Here is a 22,462-nt window from a genome sequence, read left to right as displayed (position 1 = left end):
AGCGCCAGGTCGCGCTGGGTCAGCATGGGCTTGGTCGGAGTGACCTTTATCTTGCCCGGTGGGGAGAGACGGTGATACTCGAGGGCGGCCTGCTTCAGCAGGTCCTGATCTGTATCCGTACTGCTCATCGTTGCGTTGACCAATGAATTGACAAGGTGGCCGCGTCTCAGTTGGTGGCCGTCGGCTTGGAGACGTATTTCTTCATCCAGTCGGCTGTCCTTCTTGCCGCATCCGCTGCATGCTTCCGTTCCAGCAATGAATGACCTTGCCGGGGGTAGATCAAAAGCTCCGTGTCGATGCCGTTCATTCGAAGCGCGCGATGGAACGGCCAGTTCTGAAGCGCGGGATCGACGCGGTCCGCCTCACCGGCAATGAGCATCGTCGGCGTCTTCACCGACTTCACATGCGTCAGTGGAGACATGCGCGAGAAATTTTCAGGTTGGGACCATGGCGTGCCGAGGAACCAGCTGTCGTAAGGCACCACTTCGGGCAGGCCCGCACCCCACTGCAGGTTCAATTCGATCATTCCGGCGCCCGCCACCGAGGCCTTGAAGCGATCGGTCTGTGTGACCGCCCACGCCGCCATGTAACCGCCGTACGACCAGCCCGCGATGCCGAGGTGATCGGGGTCGGAGAGGTTGTTCTCCACCAGCCAATCCACGCCCGACATGACGTCCTTGAAGTCTCCGCCTCCCCAATCAGCGCGATTGCTGGTCATGAACGCCTGCGAGTGTCCTGACGAGCCGCGAATGTTGGGCGCCATCACTGCGAAGCCGTCGGCGACCAGTACCTGTGCCCATTCGATGATTTTGTTGCTCCAGCGTCCTGCTGGCCCGCCATGGATCAGCATCACCGTGGGATAGGGCGCCACGCCCTTGCTGGGCTTGAACAGCTTTGCCTGGATGCTGCGGCCATCCCAGCTCTTGTAGGCAACGACTTCGCCTTCCACCAATCCGGGGATGGCGTTGTTGAGTCGCGAAATCTGCCGGTCACCAGCCTCGTCGCTGATCCAGACTTCCGGTGGCGCCGTATCGCTTCCCTTTGCGTAGACAAGCGACGCCTCGCCGTCGATACCCAAGGCAAGGAGGGTCGCATCGTCGAAGCTCTTCAGGATCTGCTTCGACCGCTCCATGCCCACCCGATACACCCGGTCGCCGAATCCTTCCTGCACCGAGACCACGAGCGAGTCGTTGGCGACCCAGTCATAGTCGGACACCATCCGATCAATCGACGAACCGCTGGGTCCCGTCAGATTGACCGCCTTGCCCTCGCCGGCAATGTCCTGCACGAACAGGTCGAAGCCCGTGGGTCCGTCGACGGAGCCAATGAACGCAAGACGGCGTCCGTCTGGCGAGACTCTCAGCTTGTCGTACTCGACGCCTTCAATCGCCCCGAATTCGCGCATGGCGCCCGTGTTTCCTTCGACAACGAACAGACGTCGAACAACCTGCTCAGGCTTCAGCTCATCTTCCGCAGTAATGACGACATCCCTGCTCCCAGGAATGGGAGCAAACATGCCCACATTCCACGCTGACGCGGTCAGCGTCCTTACTGCGCCCGTGCGCGCGTCGAGAACTCGAATCTGCTTGCGTTTGTAGTACTGACTGCCGACGACCATGCCCTTCTCGAGGCCGGGGTCTTCGTCCTCTTCGGCCAGGATGGCGATGCCTGACCCATCGCCGAGCCACGCGATATCGATGGCCCCCTTTGTTTCGAACGCCACCACCTTGCCTGGCTCGCCGAGCTGTGCGATACCAACGCGTTCCTTCTTGGCGTCGGTTCTATCGATGTAGGCAATGCGGGTTCCCTCTGGCGAGATGCGCGGTACAGACTGATCGCTCTCGAGATTGCTCAGGGGCACGGCCTGATGGGTTCCCTTCCTGTAGACCCAGATTCGGCTTTTGAGAGGCAGCTTGTCACCCGGCTCGCGGGTGCTGAAAGCAGCCCACTCGCCGTTCCGCGCGTAACCGATCTCACTCGTCCGCACCTGGCTCGCGAGCTTCATTTCAATCGACGAATCATCAACCGTCGTACGTGCAAGCAGAATGCCCGGGACAAGCAAGCCCAGCATCAGGCCTGCGGCCGAGATGTTCTTAAACATGACTTCCCCTTCGGGAAGGCCGAAGCCGTTCCCGTTCACAGGATTTGGTTGGCAGGAATTGGGGTGGCTCGTCGGGACGAGCCACGCCGCTCGGCTACTTGCCGATGCGCGTCAGTCCGGGAATCTTGTCGTAGCGTCCGCTCAAACGGAGCTTCACGGTGACTGGCTTGCTGGTCGTGTTGGCGATGTACCAGCCTTGCTTTCCATCAGCGGGCGCAATCAGCTGTCCATGGGCCTGGCGTGTGTCCGGCTCCTCGCGATAGAAGACGAGCGCATCATTGAACTCGCCATGGAACTCGGTCACGACAGGTTCGGTTGCGGTGAGCGAGTACAGCAAGGCATCGCCCGCCTTCATGGTCACCATGTACTCGAGACGCCAACCTGGCGTATTGGCTGGCGCCAGCTCGAACGTCTGCTCTTCCGTTGCGTACGACTCGGCATACGGCCTTTCGATCAGGAGATTGGCAAGTTTGGAGGTCCTGATCTCGGGCTTCTTCTGTTCCTGGGAGGCAGCCTGGGCACTCCAGACTGTCGCCATCATGACCAGGAAACACATCACACCACTCTTCGCGTTCATCATTGCTGTTTCCGCTCCTTAGTAGACATCACGTCGGTATCGACCTGTTTCCGCAAGTTCCTGCAGGAACTCTTCTCCCAGCGCACGCTGCAGGGCCGAATGCACACCCGGGGCCATCCCTTGCTGGCTACCGCAGACGAAGATATAGGCCCCCTGTTCAACCCAGTGGCGAATGTTGTCGCTCCGTTCGCGAAGTGCATCCTGGACATAACGCCTCACTGGCTGATCACGTGAGAACACCAGGTCGCACGCCTCCAGCCGGCCGGCGTCACTGAACGCCTTGATGTCCTCGGAGCAGACGAAGTCAGTCGTTCGATTGCGCTCGCCGAACACCAGCCAATTCCTGCCACTGCCATGGGCGACCCGTTCCATCAGGTGTGCACGGAGTCCGGCGTAGCCGGTACCGTTGCCGATGAATATGGCGGGGCTTCCGCCTGGTGCCGGGTGGAAGCCCGGGTTGGAGCGGATGCGCAGGACCATTGAAGTTCCGATCGGTGCATTCGCAAGCCAACCGGAGCCTGTTCCAATCGAACCGTCGGGCTTTCTTGCAAGCCGCACCAGCAGGGAGATGCAGCCTTCAGTCTCGACCGAGGCGATGGAGTAGTCGCGCACGATGCTTCGTTGGCCAAGCGCGTATTCATCCCAGGTGATACCAGCTTGAAGGCGCGCGATGTCACCCGGCAGCCAGTGGTGACCTGCCTCCGGTGATGCCAGGTTTATCCGGAGAATGGGTTCCCCTGCACTTCCCTCGTTGATGCAAGTCCTGTCAATCAGATTCCAGCGTGAGAAGAGTTCATTCCTTTCGACATGAATCGTCCGCTCCAGGCTGGCTTCCAGGTTCTGCACCCATGTCTTGATGGCAGCGTCTTCGCCCTTGTCCACCAGCGCAGTGCGGAACAAGCGTCGAGCCTTGGACTGCATCAGCCATGCATCGACCTGGCGACCGAACTGGCAGTACTTCGGATACTCCGAGTCACCCAGAGCAATCACTGCGTAGGCGGTAGCGACGAGATTTGCTGGCTGCTTCATGTGCCTTCTGACAAATGCCATCGCCTTGTCGGGCGGCTCACCTTCGCCGGTGGTGGAAATGACAAAGAGCGCGAGTTCGCATTGGGCGATGTCATCTGGAGACAATTCCGCCAGATCGCGCTTCTGTACCTCCATCCGGGCGTGTACCAATCCCGTACGCAACTGTTCGGCAAGCTCTTCTGCAGTTCCTGTCTGGGAAGAGAAGACCACCATCGCCTTGCGCGCGGTTGATGTGTGGACGAGGTTCGCACCGCTCTCCTCGGCGCCGCTATCCTCGAAACTCTCCGGCTCGAATGCCAAGTCCGGCTCCACCGATTTTCTCAGCCGCTTGAATCCGATGACCAGCGCAGTGACGCTGATGGCCAGGCCCGGAATGATGGTGACAAGCAGGACGAAATCCCAGAGCGGCCGCTTCTTCAGCAGCCAATACCAATCGAGGTCGTGAATACCCACTGCGGTCCAGCGGTCCACGCGCGCGGTGCGGTCCATGACATCGATGACTGCGCCCGCCTCGGGATCAATGTGGAACCAGACCTGGTCATCGAAGATGGCGCGCACGACCGGCAACTTCTTGCTGGCAAACCCCGTGTGCCAGTACTCGTCTCCATCCTGGATCCAGCTCATCGACAGGAGTTTTGCTTCGGGAACCAGGGCTTCCGTTGCCTGGCGATAGAGAGGGGATTGGTAGGTGATGGGCTTCAGGGAGCGTGCGTCCAACACACGTGATGAGGCGCCTGGATACTCGAGCACCAGGATGGGAACACCCGCCATGTAGTTGAACGTGATGCGCCTGGCGTCTCCGGCGACGCTGCCCAGCGCGTTGAAGTCCACGCGGGGGAATCTGGGTGCACTCACGCCCCTGAAACGCTCGAAATCCGTCTTGGTCAGGCTACGGCCTTCCAGAAACCCACCCGGGTACATGGTCAACAGGCCGCTGATGACCCACATGCAAAGGAAGAAGCCGCCAATCAGGCCCAGGATGTGATGCCACCGTAGCCACCCGGAAAAGGGAACTCGCTTGCCATTGGAGTAACGCCGCGAAAGTCGAACCCGCTTTATGCCTATCCAGACTCCGCTGATGGCAACAAAGATGCCGGCCGCGGATAGGCCATAGATCATCCAGGTCCACTTGCCTTCATGCTTGCGGATGATCGGAAAGTAGATCCAGTGTGGAATCGCGCCCAGCCAGTTCCAGAATCGTTCCTTCCGCTTCGTGTCCAGGACAATCTCGCCTGTCGCCACGGATACGTAGTACTTTGATCCCGCCTCGTCGTTCAATGACACGAGATGGAATGGCCGATGCTTGTTGAAGTAGCCGGTCACGGTCCATTGATCGCGCTCGAGATCGGCCGTCTCGAGGGTGGCGGCCGGTGCACTGAGCTGCTCCCGCACGATGGCGAGCCCCGCTTCGCCCGAAACGGGCGGCTGCTCGATCGCGGCAGTTCCCGTCTGTGCCTCGGTCGCGACACGTTCACGCTTGTCCCAACCAATCGCCCGATAGACCGGCTTTCCACCGGACATCTCCAGGCGGAAGTCTTTCGGAAAGTCTTGCAGCTGCAGGGCTTGCAGCGCCGCCGTCGGGCTGGCGCCCACGCTCGACCATTCAATGGGCTTGAGCACATTGACACGTTCGGTTCGATCCATCGCTGGCCAACGTACGTAAGCCAGGATGACACCGGAGATGAACCAGGTGACGAAAAGTACGCAGGCGAATATGCCAATCCATCGGTGAATCAGCAGGATCGCTCGTTCAAACGCTTCTCCGAAGCTGCGAGACTTGCCGTTCGAACGAGCGCCCTCCCCGGCCACCTCCGAAACGGAGGGAACAGGGCTCGCGATGCATGTGTCGAAAATCCGCAGATTGATCATCTTCCCGTGCCCTCTACTCGCCCAAGCTGATGGCGATTCCCTGCCAGGGCCGAACGCTGATATCGCGGCCGGCCCCGGCAGGCATGGTGGTCAGAACGCATAGCTGTAGGTGAGATAGAACGTCCGTGGCGAACCGATGTTCCTCGCCAGGTACGGCGCCCCCCCAGAGTCCGGGACGGTCCTAAGCACGTTCGTGATGTAGAGCTTGTCCGTCAGGTTCTCGACGCGACCGGAGAGACGATGCTTTCCGTCATCGCCGAACAGGAGGTATCCGGAGAGATCCAGCAACCAGTACTGGCCATACGTCTTGGCGCCCAGTGAGGTTGTCTGGGTGGTCTCACCTGCGTAGGTGGCGATGAGTGACCCACCAAAGTTGCTCTCGGGTGGAGCGAAATCCAGCATCAACTTGGCCGACGATTCGGGAATGCGGTCAATCTGTCGACCATTCGCTTTGGCGTCTGTCTTCGTATAGCTGGCGGTCACCGTCAGACTCTCGGCAATCGGCAAGGTGGTTGTCGCGAGAAATCCATTGACCTTCGTGGAATCCGAAGTGTTCTGGTACGTTTCCACCTCGGTGACCGGGTCCACCACGCCGGCAATCAGGTTGTCGACCTTGCGTGCGAATCCGACCAGCTCCCAGGACGCGGAGCGTTGCCCGATGTCGAAGTAGCCCCCAACCGATGCATTGAGGTTGCGGCTCTCCTCCGCCTGCAATCCGGGATTGCCTTGTGTACAGCATGGGTCGATACCGAACAGTTCTTCGGCATCCGGGAGTCGATAGGCCGTACCGCCGGTAGCGCGGAAGAAGAGGTTTTCGTTGACGTCATACTGACCGCTGACGTTCCAGATGGTGGCATTTTCACCGTGCTTCGGTGCGTTGTGGCGAACGCCGGCGCTCAGCGCCAAGCCTTCCACGACGTCCGGCGTCATCCTCACCTGGCCGAAGAGGGCATGGACTTCCTCCTCCTGTTCGGCAATCAGGAGCGACTCGTCCTTGCCCGAGTAATTCTGGTAGTCGTAGCCCAGGTAGTACTCAAAGCCATTGCCAGGCGCCAGCTTGGCCATTGCATTCAAGCCATAGTCTTCGTATCCCCAGAATACGTTGTCCCGGTAGACCACCACCGCTCCCGGGCTTCCAATGACGTTGCGAAGCCGGTTGATGTAGGAATGCCAGGAGTGGTAGTAGCCCTTTACATAGAAGCCGAAGGATTCACTGGATTCCCAATCCAGCTTCACGTTCGCCAGGTCTTCCGTTCTCTTGTTGTAGTACACCCGCTCCAGGTTGGGTGCCGCGTAGTCCAGGGTTGCGTCGGTCTTCTGGTAGCCGGCGCTGACCCGCACGCGTTCCGAGTTGATCGCATATTTCAGGCCAGCCGTGGTCACGTCGTATCCACGCTCGCGATCAGTGCCGCTCGGCTGGTAGTCGTCCTTGTGAAATGCCTGGTAGCCGTCGGCCTGGTCACTCGACGCGTAGGCCACAAACTGGTGCGGACCAATGGCCGTCCGCACATTTCCCGAGAGATGGCGACCTTCGTTGCTGTCGGCGCCAATCGAGAGTTGGCCGTCCGTACCGGTCGACAACGTGGCTTTCGTGATCACGTTCACCACGCCGGCAACGGCTTGCGTTCCGTAGAACAGGCCCTGACCGCCTTCAAGAATCTCCACCCGCTCGATCATGGAGGCAGGAATGGTGTCGAGTGGCGTCGTGGTCGAGTACAGGCGGTTGTTGATTCTGACGCCATCAACAAGCCAAAGGATCTCGCCGGATCGCGAACCCTCCAGAGACGGATAGACGTAGTCGAATGCCCCCGACTTCGGCATCAGGAACAGCGCGGGCGCCATTTGTTGAAGCGTCTGCGCAAGGTCCACGAAGCTGCGGCGTGCAATCTCCTCGCCTTCGATGACTTGCAGTCGGTTGCCGTACTTCGCCAGCTCGATGGGTGTGCTTTCCTCCAGTCTCTGCGCCGAGACAGTCACACCATCCAGGTCCACTGCTTGCCGGGTGGCCTGCTTACCTTCCACTCCCTCTGCAACACTTGCGGTCTGCGCGGATACATATGGAGCCGAAAGCAGCAAGCTCATTGCTATGAACAGCTTGTTCGCTCGGAAATGCCCTTTCACGCTCCAGCTCATGGCGTTACCCCCCATCTCATGCTCCCGTGATTGTTCAGAACAGTCTGCCGTTGGGCCGCAAGTGGCCCATTAGTTTCATGTGTATACAATATTTCCGGTGTTGGATGCCGCTCCCTGAACCACCTTTTATGTCTATACATATGAGTTGTCAATAGGTAAAGGCACTCTGCACAGGCCAGAGGGTCTGCGGCCGCGAACGAAATTGGTGCTGGCAACGCCAGACTTGCGAAGTCTGCGCGAAACATGCGTGCGGGCCGCTGGACAATTAGTTCGATCAACCATATTGTCTATACATATGAAGATCACCGACCTGCCCGAACGTTGCGATACGCTTTGGTTCAACGCCAACCTGCTTACCCTGGACGAGGCAGGTGGTGGCCTTGGTGTGATACGCGATGGTTTCATTGCCTGCACCAACGGAAAGATCTCCCACGTCGGCGCATCCGCAGCCATGCCGATGCACCTCTGCGCGGGCGAATCCGTGAACTGCGGCGGGCGTTGGATTGCTCCGGGCTTGATCGACTGCCATACGCACCTGGTCTACGCAGGCAGCAGGGAAGACGAGTTCGAGATGCGCCTCGAGGGTGTTTCATACGAGGAAATCGCCCGTGCTGGTGGCGGAATTGCGTCGACGATGCAAGCGACAAGCTCGGTCAGCGAAGCACAACTCCTGGCAGCTTCCCTGCCCCGCCTGGATGCACTTCTCGCGGAAGGAATCACCACGGTCGAGATCAAGTCCGGCTATGGGACGAGTCTGGATGCCGAACTTCGTCAGCTTCGTGCGGCGCGCCAGATGGGGCGCATTCGCTCAGTGCGTGTCGTGACGACCTTCCTGGCGGCGCATGCGGTTCCTTCGAACCAGGACAAGCAAGCGCATATCGACGACGTATGTGCGCGCAGGATTCCGGAAGTCGCCGGCAGCAGGCTGGCGGATGCAGTGGACGCCTACTGCGATGCGATCGGGTTCTCGTCGCGGCAGGTATCGCAGGTCTTCGAAGCAGCCCGGCAGCACAATCTTCCCGTCAAAGTCCACGCCGAGCAGTTGAGCCATCAAGGCGGTGCCGAAATGGCAGCACGCTTCGGCGCGCTTTCTGCCGATCATCTCGAGCACCTCGATGAGGCGGGCATCAAGGCAATGGCGGCGTCCGGAACGGTGGCGGTGCTGCTGCCCGGCGCGTTCTATTTCACCCGCGAGACGGTTCTTCCCCCCGTGGAAGCGCTGCGCGCGCACGGCGTACCCATTGCCTTGGCCACGGATTGCAATCCCGGTACGTCTCCACTGACCAGCCCCCTGCTCGCCATGAACATGGGAGCCACCCTGTTTCGCCTGACGGTCGCGGAATGCATTGCCGGCTTCACACGCGAAGCGGCGCGCGCGCTCGGCCTGCAGGAACGCACGGGTCGCCTGCGCACGGGACTCGATTGCGACCTTTCCATCTGGGACATCTCCTCACCTGGTGAGCTTGTCTATCGGATGGGTATGAACCCACTCCATGCACGCGTCGTGCGTGGCTCACATCTGGAGAATGAATGAAAACGCTGGTGCTCAATCCTGGTACGGTCAGTCTTTCCGAGTGGCGCATGATTTCCGAGGGGGCCGGGCTCAGGCTCTCTCCAGAATGCCTGGAGCGGGTGGCTCGCAACGCCTCTTCAGTGCAGGCCATCATTCGACAGGGAAGGCCGGTCTACGGCATCAACACGGGCTTCGGCAAGCTGGCCAGCGTCCGCATTGGCGACGAAGACCTTGCCCAACTGCAGCAGAACATCGTCCTGTCGCATGCAGCAGGCGTCGGAGAACCGATGTCGACGTCGGTGACCAGGTTGATGATGGCGCTGAAAGTGGCAAGTCTGGCGCGCGGTGCTTCCGGCATCCAGACGGGAACGATCAGGCTGCTTGAGGCGATGCTGGAGCGAGGCGTCATTCCACTGGTGCCGTCTCAAGGATCCGTTGGCGCAAGTGGCGACCTGGCCCCGCTGTCGCACATGGCGGCCACCATGATCGGCGTCGGTGAAGCATGGTTCGACGGCACCCGCATGCCCGCCCGGGACGCCTTGAGGCACGCGGGTCTGGAGCCGATCACGCTGGGCGCGAAGGAAGGCCTCGCTCTCCTGAATGGCACCCAGTTCTCCACGGCCAATGCGTTGGCGGGCCTGTTCCGGATCGAGAACGCCTTCCGCACCGCCCTCCTTACGGGCGCCCTGTCGACTGAGGCAGCGAAGGGCTCGGATGCTCCGTTTGATGCACGCATCCATGCGCTCCGCGGTCAACCCGGCCAGATCGCCGTGGCCGAGGTGCTGCTCAGGTTGATGCAGGGTTCGGCGATCCGAGCTTCCCATCTCGACAACGACCAGCGGGTCCAGGATCCCTACTGCCTGAGGTGCCAACCGCAAGTCATGGGCGCCGTGTTGGATGTGCTACAGGCCGCGGCTCGCACGTTGCAGATCGAAGCCAATGGCGTGTCCGACAATCCTCTGGTGTTCGATGAACCGCTGGAAGCCATCTCAGGTGGAAATTTCCATGCCGAGCCGGTCGCGTTCGCGGCGGACATGTTGGCGATGGCAGCATGCGAGATCGGCTCGATCAGCGAACGGCGAATCGCGATGTTGGTCGATCCTGCGCTGTCGAGGTTGCCCGCTTTCCTGACCCGGAATCCCGGTCTGCACTCCGGCTTCATGATTCCCCAGGTCACCGCGGCGGCACTGGTTTCCGAGAACAAGCAGATGGCGTATCCCGCGTCGGTTGATTCGATCCCGACGTCGGCCAACCAGGAAGATCATGTCTCGATGGCGGCGCATGGCGCCAGGAGGCTCCTGCTCATGGCGCAGAACCTGGAACATGTGTTGGCCATCGAGTTGCTCGCGAGCGTGCAGGGCTGCGACTTCCACGCTCCCCTGCACAGCAGCGCCGCCTTGGAGTCTGTTCGCTCGACCGTACGTCGCGCGGTACCCGCCCTGCTGGAGGACAGATTCTTCCATCCCGATCTGGAGGCCGCTGCATCGCTGATCCGGTCGGGAGAGCTTATCCGCAGTATCGACTTCCCGCTTCCGGGTGCAATGACGACAGATGCGTGAGTCCGTCACTACCCATCCAGATCGTCATGCGTGAACTTTCAAAAGGCCCCAAATGAACCGTCTACAGAGCACTGATCTATCGCAGTTTCGCAGCATCCGCAGTCCCGTCGGCACACGCCTGAATGCAAGGAGCTGGCAGACAGAAGCACCACTCCGGATGTTGATGAACAATCTGCACCCCGATGTGGCCGAGCGTCCGGAGGACCTGGTCGTATACGGTGGCATCGGACGCGCCGCACGCGACTGGGCCAGCTTCGACAAGATAGTCGAGACGCTCAAGCGCCTCGGCGATGAGGAGACCTTGTTGATTCAATCGGGCAAGCCGGTGGGCGTGTTTCCGACACACGCCGACGCGCCGCGCGTGCTGATTGCCAATTCCAATCTGGTGCCGCACTGGGCCACGTGGGAACACTTCAACGAGCTCGACAGAAAGGGATTGATGATGTACGGCCAGATGACGGCCGGCTCATGGATCTACATCGGCAGCCAGGGCATCGTCCAGGGTACATACGAAACCTTTGTCGAGATGGGGCGCCAGCACCATGGCGGCAACCTCGCCGGAAAGTGGATCCTGACCGCAGGCCTGGGGGGAATGGGCGGCGCGCAGCCCTTGGCCGCTTCGCTGGCGGGCGCGTGTTCGCTGAATATCGAATGCAGGCAGAGCAGCATCGATTTCCGCTTGAAGACACGGTATGTCGATGAGCAGGCCACTGATCTGGACGATGCGCTTGCGCGCATCGCCAAGCACACGGCCCAGGGCCATGCGATATCCGTGGCGTTGTTGGGCAACGCGGCGGAGATCCTTCCGGAACTGGTTAGGCGTGGCGTTCGACCGGACGCCGTCACCGACCAGACCAGCGCGCACGATCCGGTGCATGGCTACCTGCCCGCAGGCTGGACCGTGGAGCAATGGCTGTATGCCCAGAAGGCGGACCCGGAGCGCCTGCAGGTTGCCGCGAAACACTCGATGCGCGTGCACGTCGAGGCGATGCTGGCGTTCCGCCAGATGGGGGTTCCCACATTCGACTACGGCAACAACATACGCCAGGTCGCCTTCGACCAGGGGCTGAAGAACGCTTTCGACATTCCCGGCTTCGTGCCGGCTTATGTTCGGCCACTGTTCTGCCGCGGCATCGGCCCGTTCCGTTGGGTCGCCCTCAGCGGTGATCCGGAAGACATCTACAAGACCGATGCCAAAGTGAAGGAACTGATCCCTGATGACGAGCATCTGCATCGCTGGCTGGACATGGCGCGCGAGCGCATCGACTTCCAGGGTCTGCCGGCGCGTATTTGTTGGGTCGGCTTGGGGCTGCGGCACAAGCTGGGCCTGGCCTTCAATGAGATGGTGCGCAATGGCGAGCTCAAGGCACCCATCGTCATCGGACGGGATCATCTGGACAGCGGCAGTGTCGCCTCGCCCAATCGCGAGACGGAAGCAATGTTGGACGGTTCGGATGCGGTCTCCGATTGGCCGCTTCTCAATGCCATGTTGAACGTCGCCGGTGGCGCCACCTGGGTCTCACTGCATCACGGCGGCGGTGTTGGCATGGGCTTCAGCCAACACAGTGGCGTGGTGATCGTCTGCGACGGTACCAGGGAAGCGGACAAGCGCATTGCCCGGGTGCTGTGGAACGATCCCGGCACCGGTGTGATGCGGCATGCGGATGCCGGGTACGGGATCGCGAGGCAATGCGCCAAGGATCAGGGACTCGACCTTCCCGGGATCCTGGTCTAGCCAGTGTGGGGTCACGTACTCGCATTCCTCAAAAAAGGAGGATGGAACGCCGGTAATGGGGGCTTGGGCATCAACCCGAACTTACTGTGACGTACGTCACGCATTAGCGGGCAGTCTGCCGGGTGGGAGCGCCAGCAGGCTGCATCGCCAGTTTCGGAGGAAACTGCTAGCCTCTCGCCACAGTTCGGCATACATGGCGCGACCGGTTCCCGGTGCTTCGCTGTGCTGTGCGCTGCATTCGGCACAAGGCAAGAATGGGGCCAGTCCCGGCGCCAGCGCACAGGAGGTTTTGTGGTCAGGACCCGCTCCACCGACACTTTCAAGAATCGAATCCGCCAGGACATCGAAGAAAAGATCGTCAGTGGAAAATGGCCGCCCGGCTTTCGCATTGGTTCCGAGCACGAGCTGATGGCGAAGTATGGATGTTCGCGGATGACGGTCAACAAGGTCCTGAGCCTGTTGGCGGAAAAAGGCATGGTGGAGAGGAAGCGCAAGGCGGGTACGTTCGTGGCTCGCCTGCACCCTCACATCGAATCGGTCGCCATGGAGATTCCCGATATTCCCGTGGAAGTGGCTCAGCGCGGTCACAGCTACGGATATCGTCGTCTGGTCCGGCGCAAGCGTGCCGCCAAGAGTTCGGTCCCGTACGAGCTGGAGTTGGCTCATAAAGGAGAACTGGTGGCGATGCAGAGCCTGCACGAGGCTGACGGCAACCCGTTCGCCTTCGAGGAGAGATTGATTTCCTTGCAGGCAGTGCCGGATGCCATGACCAATGAATTCGACGGCAAGCCCCCTGGCAGCTGGCTGCTGGTCAACATTCCATGGAGCCGGGCCGAGCACAGGATCACGGCAGTCAATGCAAGCGAAAAGCTCGCGCAACATCTGAAGATTGAGCCCAATACGGCTTGTCTGGTCCTGGAACGAAGGACATGGCTGGGAAGCCAGGCAATCACCTACGTCAAGCAGGTCTTTGCAGGCGACAGCTACGAGCTGTATGCCAGGTTCGGACCCGAATCGAGCAAACCCGGCGCAACCCGGCCGAAGCCCGCCAAGAAGGCACGCCCCGCTTCGAAATGAGGGTGCGCAGAGGCCCTCTTCCTAGGCGCCCTGTGAAGGCCCAGCCGTCGACCCCCGCACCATCAGCTCGAAATCCAGCGTCTGCTGATGCGCCACCTCAACCGATCCGAGGATAGCCAGCAACAGGTTCACCGCACGCACCCCAATCTCCCGCATCGGCTGACTCACCGTCGTCAGCGGCGGACTGAGATACCTCGATGACGCCAGGTCATCAAAGCCCACAATCGAAAAATCTTTCGGCACACGGATGCCCGACTCCCGGCACGCCGCCAACACACCCAAGGCCATCTGATCGCTGAAACAGAAAGCCGCCGTCGGCGCGGGCGTCTGCCCCAGCAACTGCCTGGCTGCCGCGTAGCCGGATTCCACCGAGAAGTCGCCAGGAACAACAGCCAACTGGCGCAAGCGCCCTCGCCCCTTGGCCGCAGCCTTGACCCCTTCCAGCCGTTGCTGATGCAGCGGGTTTTCCGGCGGACCACCGATGACGGCAATCCGCTCGTGCCCCAATCCGTAGAGATGTTCCATCGCCGTCCGCGCGGCGGCGGCGTTGTCGATGTGCACGCTCGGAATCCCAAGTGCCGGGTCGAACTCGCAGCCATTGACCACCGGTGCGCTTGCGCCGAGTTGGCGGACGATTTCCCGCGCGGTGGGCGGCAGCCGATGCCCGAGCACGATCAACCCATCGGCCTCGTTGCGCGGCAACATCTGCGCGTAGCGTTCTTCGCGCTCCACCATGTGCTGGGTGTCTCCCAGCAGCACGGCATAGTCGGCGGCCTGCGCGGCTTCTTCGGCGCCCTGCAGGATTTGTGCGAAGAATGGATTGGCGATGTCGGGAACCGTCACCAGGATTTTGCCGCTGCGCTGGGTCTTGAGCGTTCGGGCGGCCACGTTGGGCACGTAGCCCAGGGTGGCGGCTGCCTGTTCGATGCGCTGGCGCGTGGCGGGAAGGACTTTCTCCGGCCGCGAGAGCGCACGCGAGACGGTGCCTGCCGAGACGCCGGCGCGTTTGGCGATGTCGTAGATCGTGGCCATGACTCAGTCTCGCCTGCTCTGGTGCGACGCACAACATGTGTGTCCAACCGTGGATGCTAGGATGGTGCAATCGATTGCATGAAGGCAAATAGGCATGAGGACGCTCAAAGGCCCGGCGCTGTTCCTTGCGCAGTTCATCGGTGACAAGCCTCCCTTCGATCGCCTGGATTCCCTGGCCGAATGGGCGGCCGGGCTTGGCTATTCTGGCGTACAAGTACCGACCAGTGCGCCGCACATTTTCGATCTCGCCGAAGCCGCCCGCAGTCAGACCTATTGCGACGAGGTCAGCGGCATGTTGGCCACTCACGGCATCCGCATCACCGAGCTGTCCACGCATCTGCAGGGACAACTGGTCGCGGTGCATCCGGCTTACGACGCCTTGTTCGATGGTTTCGCACCACCGGAACTGCGCGGCAATCCACCTGCCCGGCAGGCCTGGGCAGTCGAGCAGCTGACGCTGGCGGCGCAGGCCAGTCAACGGCTCGGGCTGACCGCGCATGCCACTTTTTCCGGCGCGCTGGCCTGGCCCTACTTCTATCCCTGGCCGCAGCGTCCGCCCGGTCTGGTCGAAGAAGCCTTTGCCGAACTCGCTCGCCGCTGGCGCCCGATTCTGGATGTCTTCGACGCCAGCGGCGTGGACCTGTGTTACGAGATCCATCCGGGCGAAGACCTGCACGACGGCGCCACGTTTGAGCGCTTCCTTGAACTTGTCGATCACCACCCGCGCGCCAAGATCCTCTATGACCCCAGCCACCTGCTGCTGCAGCAGATGGACTACCTGGGCTTCATCGATCGCTATCACGAGCGCATCGGCATCTTCCATGTGAAGGATGCCGAGTACCACGCCAGTGCGAGCAGCGGTGTGTATGGCGGCTATCAGGGTTGGCTGGACCGTCCGGGGCGATTCCGTTCGCTGGGCGATGGCCAGATCGATTTCAAGGGCATCTTTTCCAAGTTCGCCCAGTACGACTTCCCCGGCTGGGCCGTGCTGGAGTGGGAGTGCTGCCTGAAGCATCCGGAACAAGGCGCGCGCGAGGGCGCGCCCTTCATCCGTGACCACATCATCCGCGTCACCGAGCGCGCGTTCGACGATTTTGCCGACAGCGGCGCCGATCCGGCGGCACTGCGCGGCATGCTGGGGATTTGAACCAATACCGACCTGGGAGGGGAAGTCATGACGTTCACCATGTCGCGCCTGAGCGCGATGATGTTTCTGCAGTTCTTCATCTGGGGCGGCTGGTTCGTCACGCTCGGCACCTATCTGGTGCAGGGTCCGCTGAAAGCCAGCGCCAGCCAGGTCGCGACGGCCTTCCTCAGCCAGTCGATCGGCGCGATCGTCGCGCCTTTCCTGGTGGGGCTGATCGCGGATCGCTTTTTCGCGGCGCAACGCATTCTGGCGGTGCTGCATCTGGCCGGTGCCGCGCTGCTATGGGTGGCATCGACTGCCGCCGACTTCAACACCTTCGCCACCTGCGTGATGGCTTACATGCTGCTGTTCATGCCGACGCTGGCGCTGGTCAACAGCATCGCCATGCGCCACATGCAATCGCCTGAGAAGCAGTTCCCCTACGTGCGGGTCGCCGGCACCATCGGCTGGATCGTTGCCGGCGTGTTGATTGGCTGGCTGGGCTGGGAACAGGCGCATCGCCTGGAACTGACGTTCCGGATGGCCGCGGCGGCTTCGCTCCTGCTGGGCCTGTATGCGTTCACCCTGCCCCACACGCCGCCGCTGGCGCGCCAGCGCACGGCGGGGGTGGGGCAAATCCTCGGGCTGGATGCCCTGCGCCTGCTCAAGTCGCGCTCGTACCTGGTGTTCTTTTTGGCATCGATCGCCATCTGCATCCCGCTGGCGTTCTACTACAACTTCACCAATCCCTATCTCAACGATCTGGGCGTGCGTGGCGCCGCGGGCCTGCAATCGCTGGGCCAGGTCTCCGAAGTGCTGCTGATGCTGGCCATGCCGTTCCTGTTCGTGCGCCTGGGCGTCAAGACGATGCTGGCGGTGGGCATGGCGGCGTGGGTGCTGCGCTACGTGATGTTCGCTTACGGCGACGCCGGCTCGGGCTTTTCGCTGCTGGTCATCGGCATCGTGCTGCACGGCATCTGCTACGACTTCTTCTTCGTCACCGGCCAGATTTACACCGACGCGCACGCCGGTCCCGACACCCGCAGCAGCGCGCAGGGTTTCATCACCCTGGCCACGTACGGCGTGGGCATGTTGATCGGCACCTTCCTGTCCGGTGCGGTGGTGGAGCACTACACCACGGCGACCGGTCCGGACTGGCAGCAGATCTGGCTGTTCCCGGCGGGGGTGGCGTTCGTGGTGTTGCTTGCCTTCCTGCTGCTGTTCCGTGACCGGCCGGCCGCTGCCACGGCGCCGGCCGCGACCTGAGGTCCAGAACGATGAGCAAGCTTGGAGTCGTCATCGTCGGCACCGGCATGATTGGCGCGGTGCATCGCCGTGCCGCCCTGCTGGCGGGCGCCACTGTCCGCGGTGTGGTCGGGTCCTCGCCTGAGCGCGCGAAGGAGGTGGCGCAGGCGTGGAATGTGCCGCGCGTCTATCGTGATGTCGAGGAGGCGCTGGCCGACCCGGACGTACACGTGGTGCACGTGTGCACCCCCAATCACCTGCACCGACCCTTGGCGCAGGCGGCATTGGAAGCCGGCAAACACGTAGTCTGCGAGAAGCCGCTGGCCACGACGCTGGACGATGCCCAAGCCCTGGCAGCGTTGGCCGCATCGACCGGCCTCATCGCCACGGTGCCCTTCGTCTACCGCTATCATCCGGTCGTGCGCGAAGCGCGTGCACGCATCGCCCAGGGCGAGCTGGGACCGCTGCGCCTGATCCATGGCAGCTACCTGCAGGACTGGCTGCTGGATCCGGCCAGCAACAACTGGCGCGTCGACCCCGCACTCGGCGGCACTTCGCGCGTATTCGCCGATATCGGCTCGCATTGGTGTGATCTGGTGGAATGGGTCAGCGGCGAACGTTTCGTCGATGTCAGCGCCGCCTTCGAAACTGTCATCGCCGAGCGCGCCGCCGCCACCGGCCAGAGTTTCGCCACGCCGGCGGCAGGCGGCGCGATGCAGGCGGTGTCGAGTGAGGATGTGGCCGCGGCCCTGTTCAAGACCGGAAACGGCACGCTGGCCTCGCTGACCGTCAGCCAGGTTTCGGCCGGACGCAAGAACCGGCTCTGGTTCGAAATCGATGGCGCCCACGCCAGCGTGGCCTTCGACCAGGAAGACTGCGAGCGCCTGTGGATCGGCCTGCCGGATCAGCGCGAGGAAACCTTCGTGCGTGGCCCCGCTGCGGGTTCGGCCGAACAGCGTCGGCTGTCCGTGTTTCCCGCCGGTCATGCACAAGGTTATGGCAACTGTTTCGAAGCCTTTGTCGCCGACACCTATCGCGCCATCGACGGTGAACAACCGGAAGGTCTGCCGACTTTCGCGGACGGCCTGCGCTCGGCAATGATCGTCGATCGCGTCATCACCTCGGCGCGCGCGCGCGCATGGACCGCCATCGGTTGAGCCAACGGCGCTCACCTCTCGCCCACTTCTGACCTGTCACCATCGAGTTTCCGGGAGAACCCACGTATGCGCATGACCCCTTCTTTGCTCGCTGCCGGTGTGTTGCTGATGCTGTCCGCCCTGCCCGGCTTCGCGCAGGAGAGCGCGGCCAGGGCCGAGCCCATCGCCGTGCAGATGTACACGCTGCGCAATGTGGCCTCGCTCGAGGAGCAGCTCAAGCTGGTCCATGACGCAGGCATACATGCCGTGGAGACGGTTGGCACCCAGAACGTCAGTGCCGCCGAGCTCAAGCAACTGCTGGGTCGTTATCAGATCACCCCGGTGTCCACGCACGCGCAGCTGGCTGACCTGCGCAAGGATCTGGACGGCGTCGTCGCCTTCAACCAGGCGATCGGCAATACAGTGCTGGTGGTGCCTTACCTGGCCGAAGATCAACGTCCGCGCGATGCGGCCGGCTGGACCGCGTTGGGTCGGGAACTCGGCGATCTGTCCAAGCGTGCCAAGGCCAAGGGCATGACACTGGCGTACCACAACCACGATTTCGAGCTGGTGGATTTCGAAGGCAAGACCGGTCTGGACCTGCTGTTCGACGCGGCCGGTCCGGACCTCAAGGCCGAGCTGGATGTGGCCTGGGTGGCACGCGCGGGCTACGACCCCGCCGCGATGTTGGGCAAGTTCAGGGGTCGGGTGTTCGCGATCCACGCCAAGGACAACGCGCCCAAGGGCCAGGCCGCCGATGAGGGCGGTTTTGCCACCGTCGGCAAGGGCGTGCTGGATTGGAATGCCATTCTTCCGGCCGCGTCGGCGGCGGGAGTGCAGTGGTACATCGTCGAGCATGATCAGCCGCGGGATCCGGCAGCCGTGATCAAGGCCGGCGCGGATTACCTGCGTGCACACCTGCCCGCCAGCGCAAAGGCCCAGGACATGAAGGAGAACCCGTGAAGAAGAAATCCATCCTGGCCGCGTTGACCGTGTCCGCGCTGGCACTCGTGTCCACCGCGTATTCCACCGACGATGTCGCCGCGGGCGCCCAGCTCTATGCGTCCAACTGCTCGGCCTGCCACGGCGCCAACCGCGCCGGCATCCCGGGCACGTTGCCTGCGCTCACCGATGTGGGCAAGCGCCTCGACGGTCCTCAGATCAAGGACAAGATCAAGAAAGGCGGCGGACTGATGCCGCCTTTCAGTCAACTGTCCGAGCAGGATATCGAAGACATCACCGCCTTCCTGAAGCAGTAAGGCTTACAGCTCGCGCACCCAGACGTTGCGGTAGCTCACCGTGGCGTCGTGATCCTGCAGGAAGATCGGCGCGCAGCCATGCGGTGGATACGAAGGCGCGCCGATGTACTCGGTCTTGCCCGACACCACGGTGTCGTTCTGCACCAGCACGCCGTTGTGCAGCACGGTGATGCGTGCCGGCGACAGCAGCCCGCCGCCCTCGGAGAAACGCGGCGCCTTCCAGATGACGTCGTAGGCCTGCCATTCGCCCGGCTTGCGTGAGGCATTCACCAGCGGAATGGCCTGCTTGTAGATCGAAGCGGCCTGGCCATTCGAGTAGGTGGGATTGTCGTAGCTGTCCAGCACCTGCAGCTCGTAGACCTCCTGCAGGAAGATGCCGCTGTTGCCGCGCGCCTGGCCGTCGAAGCCCTTCGTCTCGGCCGGTGTGCGCCATTCGATGTGCAACTGGACGTCGCAGAAGCTCTGCTTCGTGCGGATCCCCTTGCTGCCCGGCACCACGGTGAACGCGCCGTTCGCGATGCGCCACGGTGCCTTGCCCCCCTGCTCGCCTTCCCATGCAGAGAGATCCTTGCCGTCGAACAGCACGACCGCGTCGGAAGGCGCGGCATTCGGCGGCGTCGCCACGATCGCGGGAACCGGCTTCCACACTTCGGTCTTGGCGGGATCACGCGCTGGCTCGCCGCTGGTCTGCGCGAGTACGGGAGCCGCCGCCAGCAGGCAAGCGGTCAATAGAACGGGTTTGATCATCGGGTTTCCCGGGGTGAGCCGCAGGGATGAGTATGTCGTGGCCATCAGTCGGTCGCCCATGCGGGCGTGCCTGGCACGTACGGCAGATCGCCGTCGTAACGGCCGGGGACGGCGACGTACTGCAGCGCTTCGGTGGCGCCCGCGCGCGAAGTGAAGAAGCTGAAAATCGCCAGCTGCTTGATCATCGTGAAGTAATGCGGCGTCACCGCCGCGCCCTTTGCGCCACCAGCCACGTCCGGCACGCGCAGCAGCGCCTTGGCTTCAAGATCCAGGGCGCGCAGCAGTTCGGTGCGCGCCTGCGGCTTCAGGGTCACGAAGCGGCCTTTGGCGCGCTGCTCGATGTCGGCCAGGCCAGCGCGAAACGTCGTTTGTTGCTTGGCCGTATAGCAATCGGTGACGAATTGCGCCATGAACGCACCTGCGCCCGCGTCCTTCGCACCGGGGGTTTTCGTGCGCGGCAGAATGGTGTCGGCGATGTCGTCCAGCAGTGCCACCTCGGCGGGCGAGAAGGCGCTGTTCGCATGGGCCACGGTGCCCTGCTCTTCTGCCAGTACCAGGGCCGGCATGCCAATCATCGCCGCGCCGGTGGCGGCGGCGATCATCTTCAGAAGTTCGCGACGTTCCATCACAGGTTCCCCGCCTTGAGTTCACGCACCGCATGGTCGGCCGCACGCGCGGTCATCGCCATGTAGGTCAGCGACGGGTTCACGCAGGACGCGGACGTCATGGCGGCGCCGTCGGTGACATAGACGTTGGGGGCATCCCACACCTGGTTGTGCCCGTTGAGCACGGAGTTCTTTCGAGCGCGCCCCATGCGGGCGGTGCCCATTTCGTGGATGCCCATGCCGGGCGCGTAGTCATCGTCATGCACCTTGACGTCCAGGACGCCTGCGGCCTCCAGCATTTCAGCGGCGTCCGCGCCCATGTCCTTGCGCATGGCCAGTTCGTTCTCGCGCATCGCCACGTCCATGGCCAGAATCGGCAGGCCCCATTTGTCCTTGCGTTCGGGATCCAGGCTGATCCGGTTCTCGTGGTACGGCAGCATCTCGCCGAAGGCGGTCATCCCGATGGACCAGTCACCCGGCTGGGTCAACGCATCCTTCAGTTCGGCGCCGATGTTGAGCTCGGCCACCTCGCGTGACCAGCCGCGGCGATTGGCACCGCCCTGGTAGCCGAAGCCGCGCAGATAACTGCGCTTGTCAGCGCCGACGTTGCGGAAGCGCGGAATGTAGAAGCCGCACGGGCGGCGCCCGAAGTAGTACTTGTCTTCGTAACCGTCGACCCGTCCCGATGCACCGACGCGGAAGTGATGGTCCATGACGTTGTGTCCCAGCTGGCCCGACGACGAGCCCAGGCCACCGTCCCAGATATCGGTGGCGGAGTTCATCAACAGCCAGGTGGAGTTGAACGACGATGCATTGAGGAAGATTACGTTCGCCGTGTACTGGTAGGTCTGGCCGTTCTCGGCATCGATGATTTCCACGCCACGGGCGCGCTTGCGATCCTTGTCGTACAGCACTTCCTTGACGATGGAAAACGGCCGCAGGGTCAGGTTGCCCGTCTTCATCGCCGCCGGCAGGGTCGCCGACTGGGTCGAGAAGTAGGCGCCGAACGGGCAGCCCAGCACGCACTTGTTGCGGTACTGGCAATTGACCCGGCCCTGCTCCGTCTTTGGTTCGGTGATGTTGGCCGTGCGCGAGTGGATCAAATGGCGGGTGCCGCCAAAGGCCTTCTGGATGCGCGCCGCCACGTCCTTCTCGACGATGTTGAGCGGGATCGGCGGCAGGAACTGGCCATCCGGCAGCACGTCCAGACCTTCGCGGGTACCAGCGATGCCGGCGAAGCGCTCGACATGGTCATACCAGGGCGCGATGTCGGCGTAACGGATCGGCCAGTCGGTGGCGATGCCTTCTTTCAGATTCGCCTCGAAATCCAGGTCGGAAAGCCGGTAGCTCTGCCTGCCCCACAGCAGCGAACGTCCACCGACGTGATAGCCGCGGTACCAATCGAAACGCTTGGTCTCGGTGTAGGGGCAGTCCTTCTCGTTGGCCCACATGTCCAGGGTGTTCTCACCCAGGCCGCCATCGCGGATGCGCACGGGATAAGCGGCTTTCATCGCCTGGGTCGGGCGATTGTGGTGGGAAAAGTCCCACGGCTCCTTCATCGCATTGACGTAGTCCTTGACGTGCTCGATGTTGCGCCCGCGTTCCAGCATCAGGACTTTCAGGCCTTTCTCGGTCAGTTCCTTGGCAGCCCAACCGCCAGTGATTCCAGAGCCAACGACAATGGCGTCGTAATGATTGTCTGCCATGGGTATACAGTCA

At 62.3% G+C, this 22,462-nt stretch carries 17 protein-coding genes; 9 read left to right on the top strand and 8 right to left on the bottom strand.

Going from position 1 to position 22,462, the window contains the following annotated elements:
* Window positions 1-166: 166 nt before the first annotated feature.
* The 4 genes from B5X78_RS18255 to B5X78_RS18240 all read right to left on the bottom strand — a co-directional run bounded on the left by B5X78_RS18255 (window position 167) and on the right by B5X78_RS18240 (window position 7,709).
* Window positions 167-2,101, bottom strand: coding sequence for a S9 family peptidase (locus tag B5X78_RS18255; RefSeq protein WP_139381628.1), 1,935 nt, complete (start codon window positions 2,099-2,101; stop codon window positions 167-169).
* 94 nt (window positions 2,102-2,195) lie between these two features.
* A complete protein-coding gene (locus tag B5X78_RS18250) occupies window positions 2,196-2,681 on the bottom strand; it encodes a hypothetical protein (protein ID WP_079726132.1) in 486 nt (161 codons plus the stop codon).
* 15 nt (window positions 2,682-2,696) lie between these two features.
* A complete protein-coding gene (locus tag B5X78_RS18245) occupies window positions 2,697-5,576 on the bottom strand; it encodes a sulfite reductase subunit alpha (RefSeq protein ID WP_079726131.1) in 2,880 nt (959 codons plus the stop codon).
* A gap of 90 nt (window positions 5,577-5,666) precedes the next feature.
* A complete protein-coding gene (locus B5X78_RS18240) occupies window positions 5,667-7,709 on the bottom strand; it encodes a TonB-dependent receptor plug domain-containing protein (protein WP_176140909.1) in 2,043 nt (680 codons plus the stop codon).
* A gap of 295 nt (window positions 7,710-8,004) precedes the next feature.
* Between B5X78_RS18240 and hutI the strand changes: the two genes are divergently transcribed.
* The 4 genes from hutI (at window position 8,005) to hutC (ending at window position 13,593) form a co-directional block, all read left to right on the top strand.
* Window positions 8,005-9,243: an imidazolonepropionase gene (hutI, locus tag B5X78_RS18235; protein ID WP_079726129.1), complete on the top strand. Its 1,239-nt coding sequence runs from the start codon at window positions 8,005-8,007 to the stop codon at window positions 9,241-9,243.
* A complete protein-coding gene (gene hutH, locus B5X78_RS18230) occupies window positions 9,240-10,781 on the top strand; it encodes a histidine ammonia-lyase (RefSeq protein ID WP_079726128.1) in 1,542 nt (513 codons plus the stop codon). The genes hutI and hutH overlap by 4 nt, the downstream gene beginning before the upstream one ends.
* 52 nt (window positions 10,782-10,833) lie before the next feature.
* Complete coding sequence (gene hutU, locus B5X78_RS18225) at window positions 10,834-12,516, top strand: urocanate hydratase (protein ID WP_079726127.1); 1,683 nt, start codon at window positions 10,834-10,836, stop codon at window positions 12,514-12,516.
* A gap of 291 nt (window positions 12,517-12,807) precedes the next feature.
* Complete coding sequence (hutC, locus tag B5X78_RS18220; RefSeq protein WP_079726126.1) at window positions 12,808-13,593, top strand: histidine utilization transcriptional repressor HutC; 786 nt, start codon at window positions 12,808-12,810, stop codon at window positions 13,591-13,593.
* Window positions 13,594-13,614: 21 nt separating this feature from the next.
* Here the strand turns inward: hutC and B5X78_RS18215 are convergent, their stop codons facing one another.
* Window positions 13,615-14,625, bottom strand: a complete 1,011-nt coding sequence (locus tag B5X78_RS18215; RefSeq protein WP_079726125.1) for a LacI family DNA-binding transcriptional regulator — start codon at window positions 14,623-14,625, stop codon at window positions 13,615-13,617.
* 94 nt (window positions 14,626-14,719) lie between these two features.
* Between B5X78_RS18215 and B5X78_RS18210 the strand changes: the two genes are divergently transcribed.
* The 5 genes from B5X78_RS18210 to B5X78_RS18190 all read left to right on the top strand — a co-directional run bounded on the left by B5X78_RS18210 (window position 14,720) and on the right by B5X78_RS18190 (window position 19,391).
* Window positions 14,720-15,772 (top strand): sugar phosphate isomerase/epimerase family protein, encoded by a 1,053-nt coding sequence (locus B5X78_RS18210; RefSeq protein WP_079726124.1) that lies wholly within the window; start codon window positions 14,720-14,722, stop codon window positions 15,770-15,772.
* A 27-nt stretch (window positions 15,773-15,799) separates the two neighbouring features.
* On the top strand, window positions 15,800-17,017 hold the full coding sequence (locus tag B5X78_RS18205; protein ID WP_079726123.1) for a nucleoside permease: 1,218 nt from the start codon (window positions 15,800-15,802) through the stop codon (window positions 17,015-17,017).
* 11 nt (window positions 17,018-17,028) lie between these two features.
* Complete coding sequence (locus B5X78_RS18200) at window positions 17,029-18,153, top strand: Gfo/Idh/MocA family protein (protein WP_079726122.1); 1,125 nt, start codon at window positions 17,029-17,031, stop codon at window positions 18,151-18,153.
* 72 nt (window positions 18,154-18,225) lie between these two features.
* Complete coding sequence (locus B5X78_RS18195) at window positions 18,226-19,095, top strand: sugar phosphate isomerase/epimerase family protein (RefSeq protein ID WP_079726274.1); 870 nt, start codon at window positions 18,226-18,228, stop codon at window positions 19,093-19,095.
* Window positions 19,092-19,391: a c-type cytochrome gene (locus B5X78_RS18190; protein ID WP_176140908.1), complete on the top strand. Its 300-nt coding sequence runs from the start codon at window positions 19,092-19,094 to the stop codon at window positions 19,389-19,391. The genes B5X78_RS18195 and B5X78_RS18190 overlap by 4 nt, the downstream gene beginning before the upstream one ends.
* A gap of 3 nt (window positions 19,392-19,394) precedes the next feature.
* On the opposite strand, the gene B5X78_RS18185 is transcribed toward B5X78_RS18190, so the two are convergent.
* The 3 genes from B5X78_RS18185 to B5X78_RS18175 are packed head-to-tail and all read right to left on the bottom strand — an operon-like array spanning window position 19,395 to window position 22,449.
* Complete coding sequence (locus B5X78_RS18185) at window positions 19,395-20,138, bottom strand: 3-keto-disaccharide hydrolase (RefSeq protein ID WP_139381627.1); 744 nt, start codon at window positions 20,136-20,138, stop codon at window positions 19,395-19,397.
* Between the two features lie 44 nt (window positions 20,139-20,182).
* On the bottom strand, window positions 20,183-20,764 hold the full coding sequence (locus B5X78_RS18180) for a gluconate 2-dehydrogenase subunit 3 family protein (RefSeq protein ID WP_079726120.1): 582 nt from the start codon (window positions 20,762-20,764) through the stop codon (window positions 20,183-20,185).
* Window positions 20,764-22,449 carry a GMC oxidoreductase gene (locus B5X78_RS18175; RefSeq protein WP_079726119.1) on the bottom strand — a complete coding sequence of 562 codons (1,686 nt, stop codon included), beginning with the start codon at window positions 22,447-22,449 and terminating at the stop codon, window positions 20,764-20,766. Before B5X78_RS18175 ends, B5X78_RS18180 begins: the two co-directional genes overlap by 1 nt.
* Between the last annotated feature and the right edge of the window lie 13 nt (window positions 22,450-22,462).

Source organism: Pseudoxanthomonas indica (genome assembly GCF_900167565.1).
Lineage (GTDB): Bacteria > Pseudomonadota > Gammaproteobacteria > Xanthomonadales > Xanthomonadaceae > Pseudoxanthomonas_A > Pseudoxanthomonas_A indica.
This window is presented reverse-complemented; position numbering and strand designations above follow the sequence as displayed.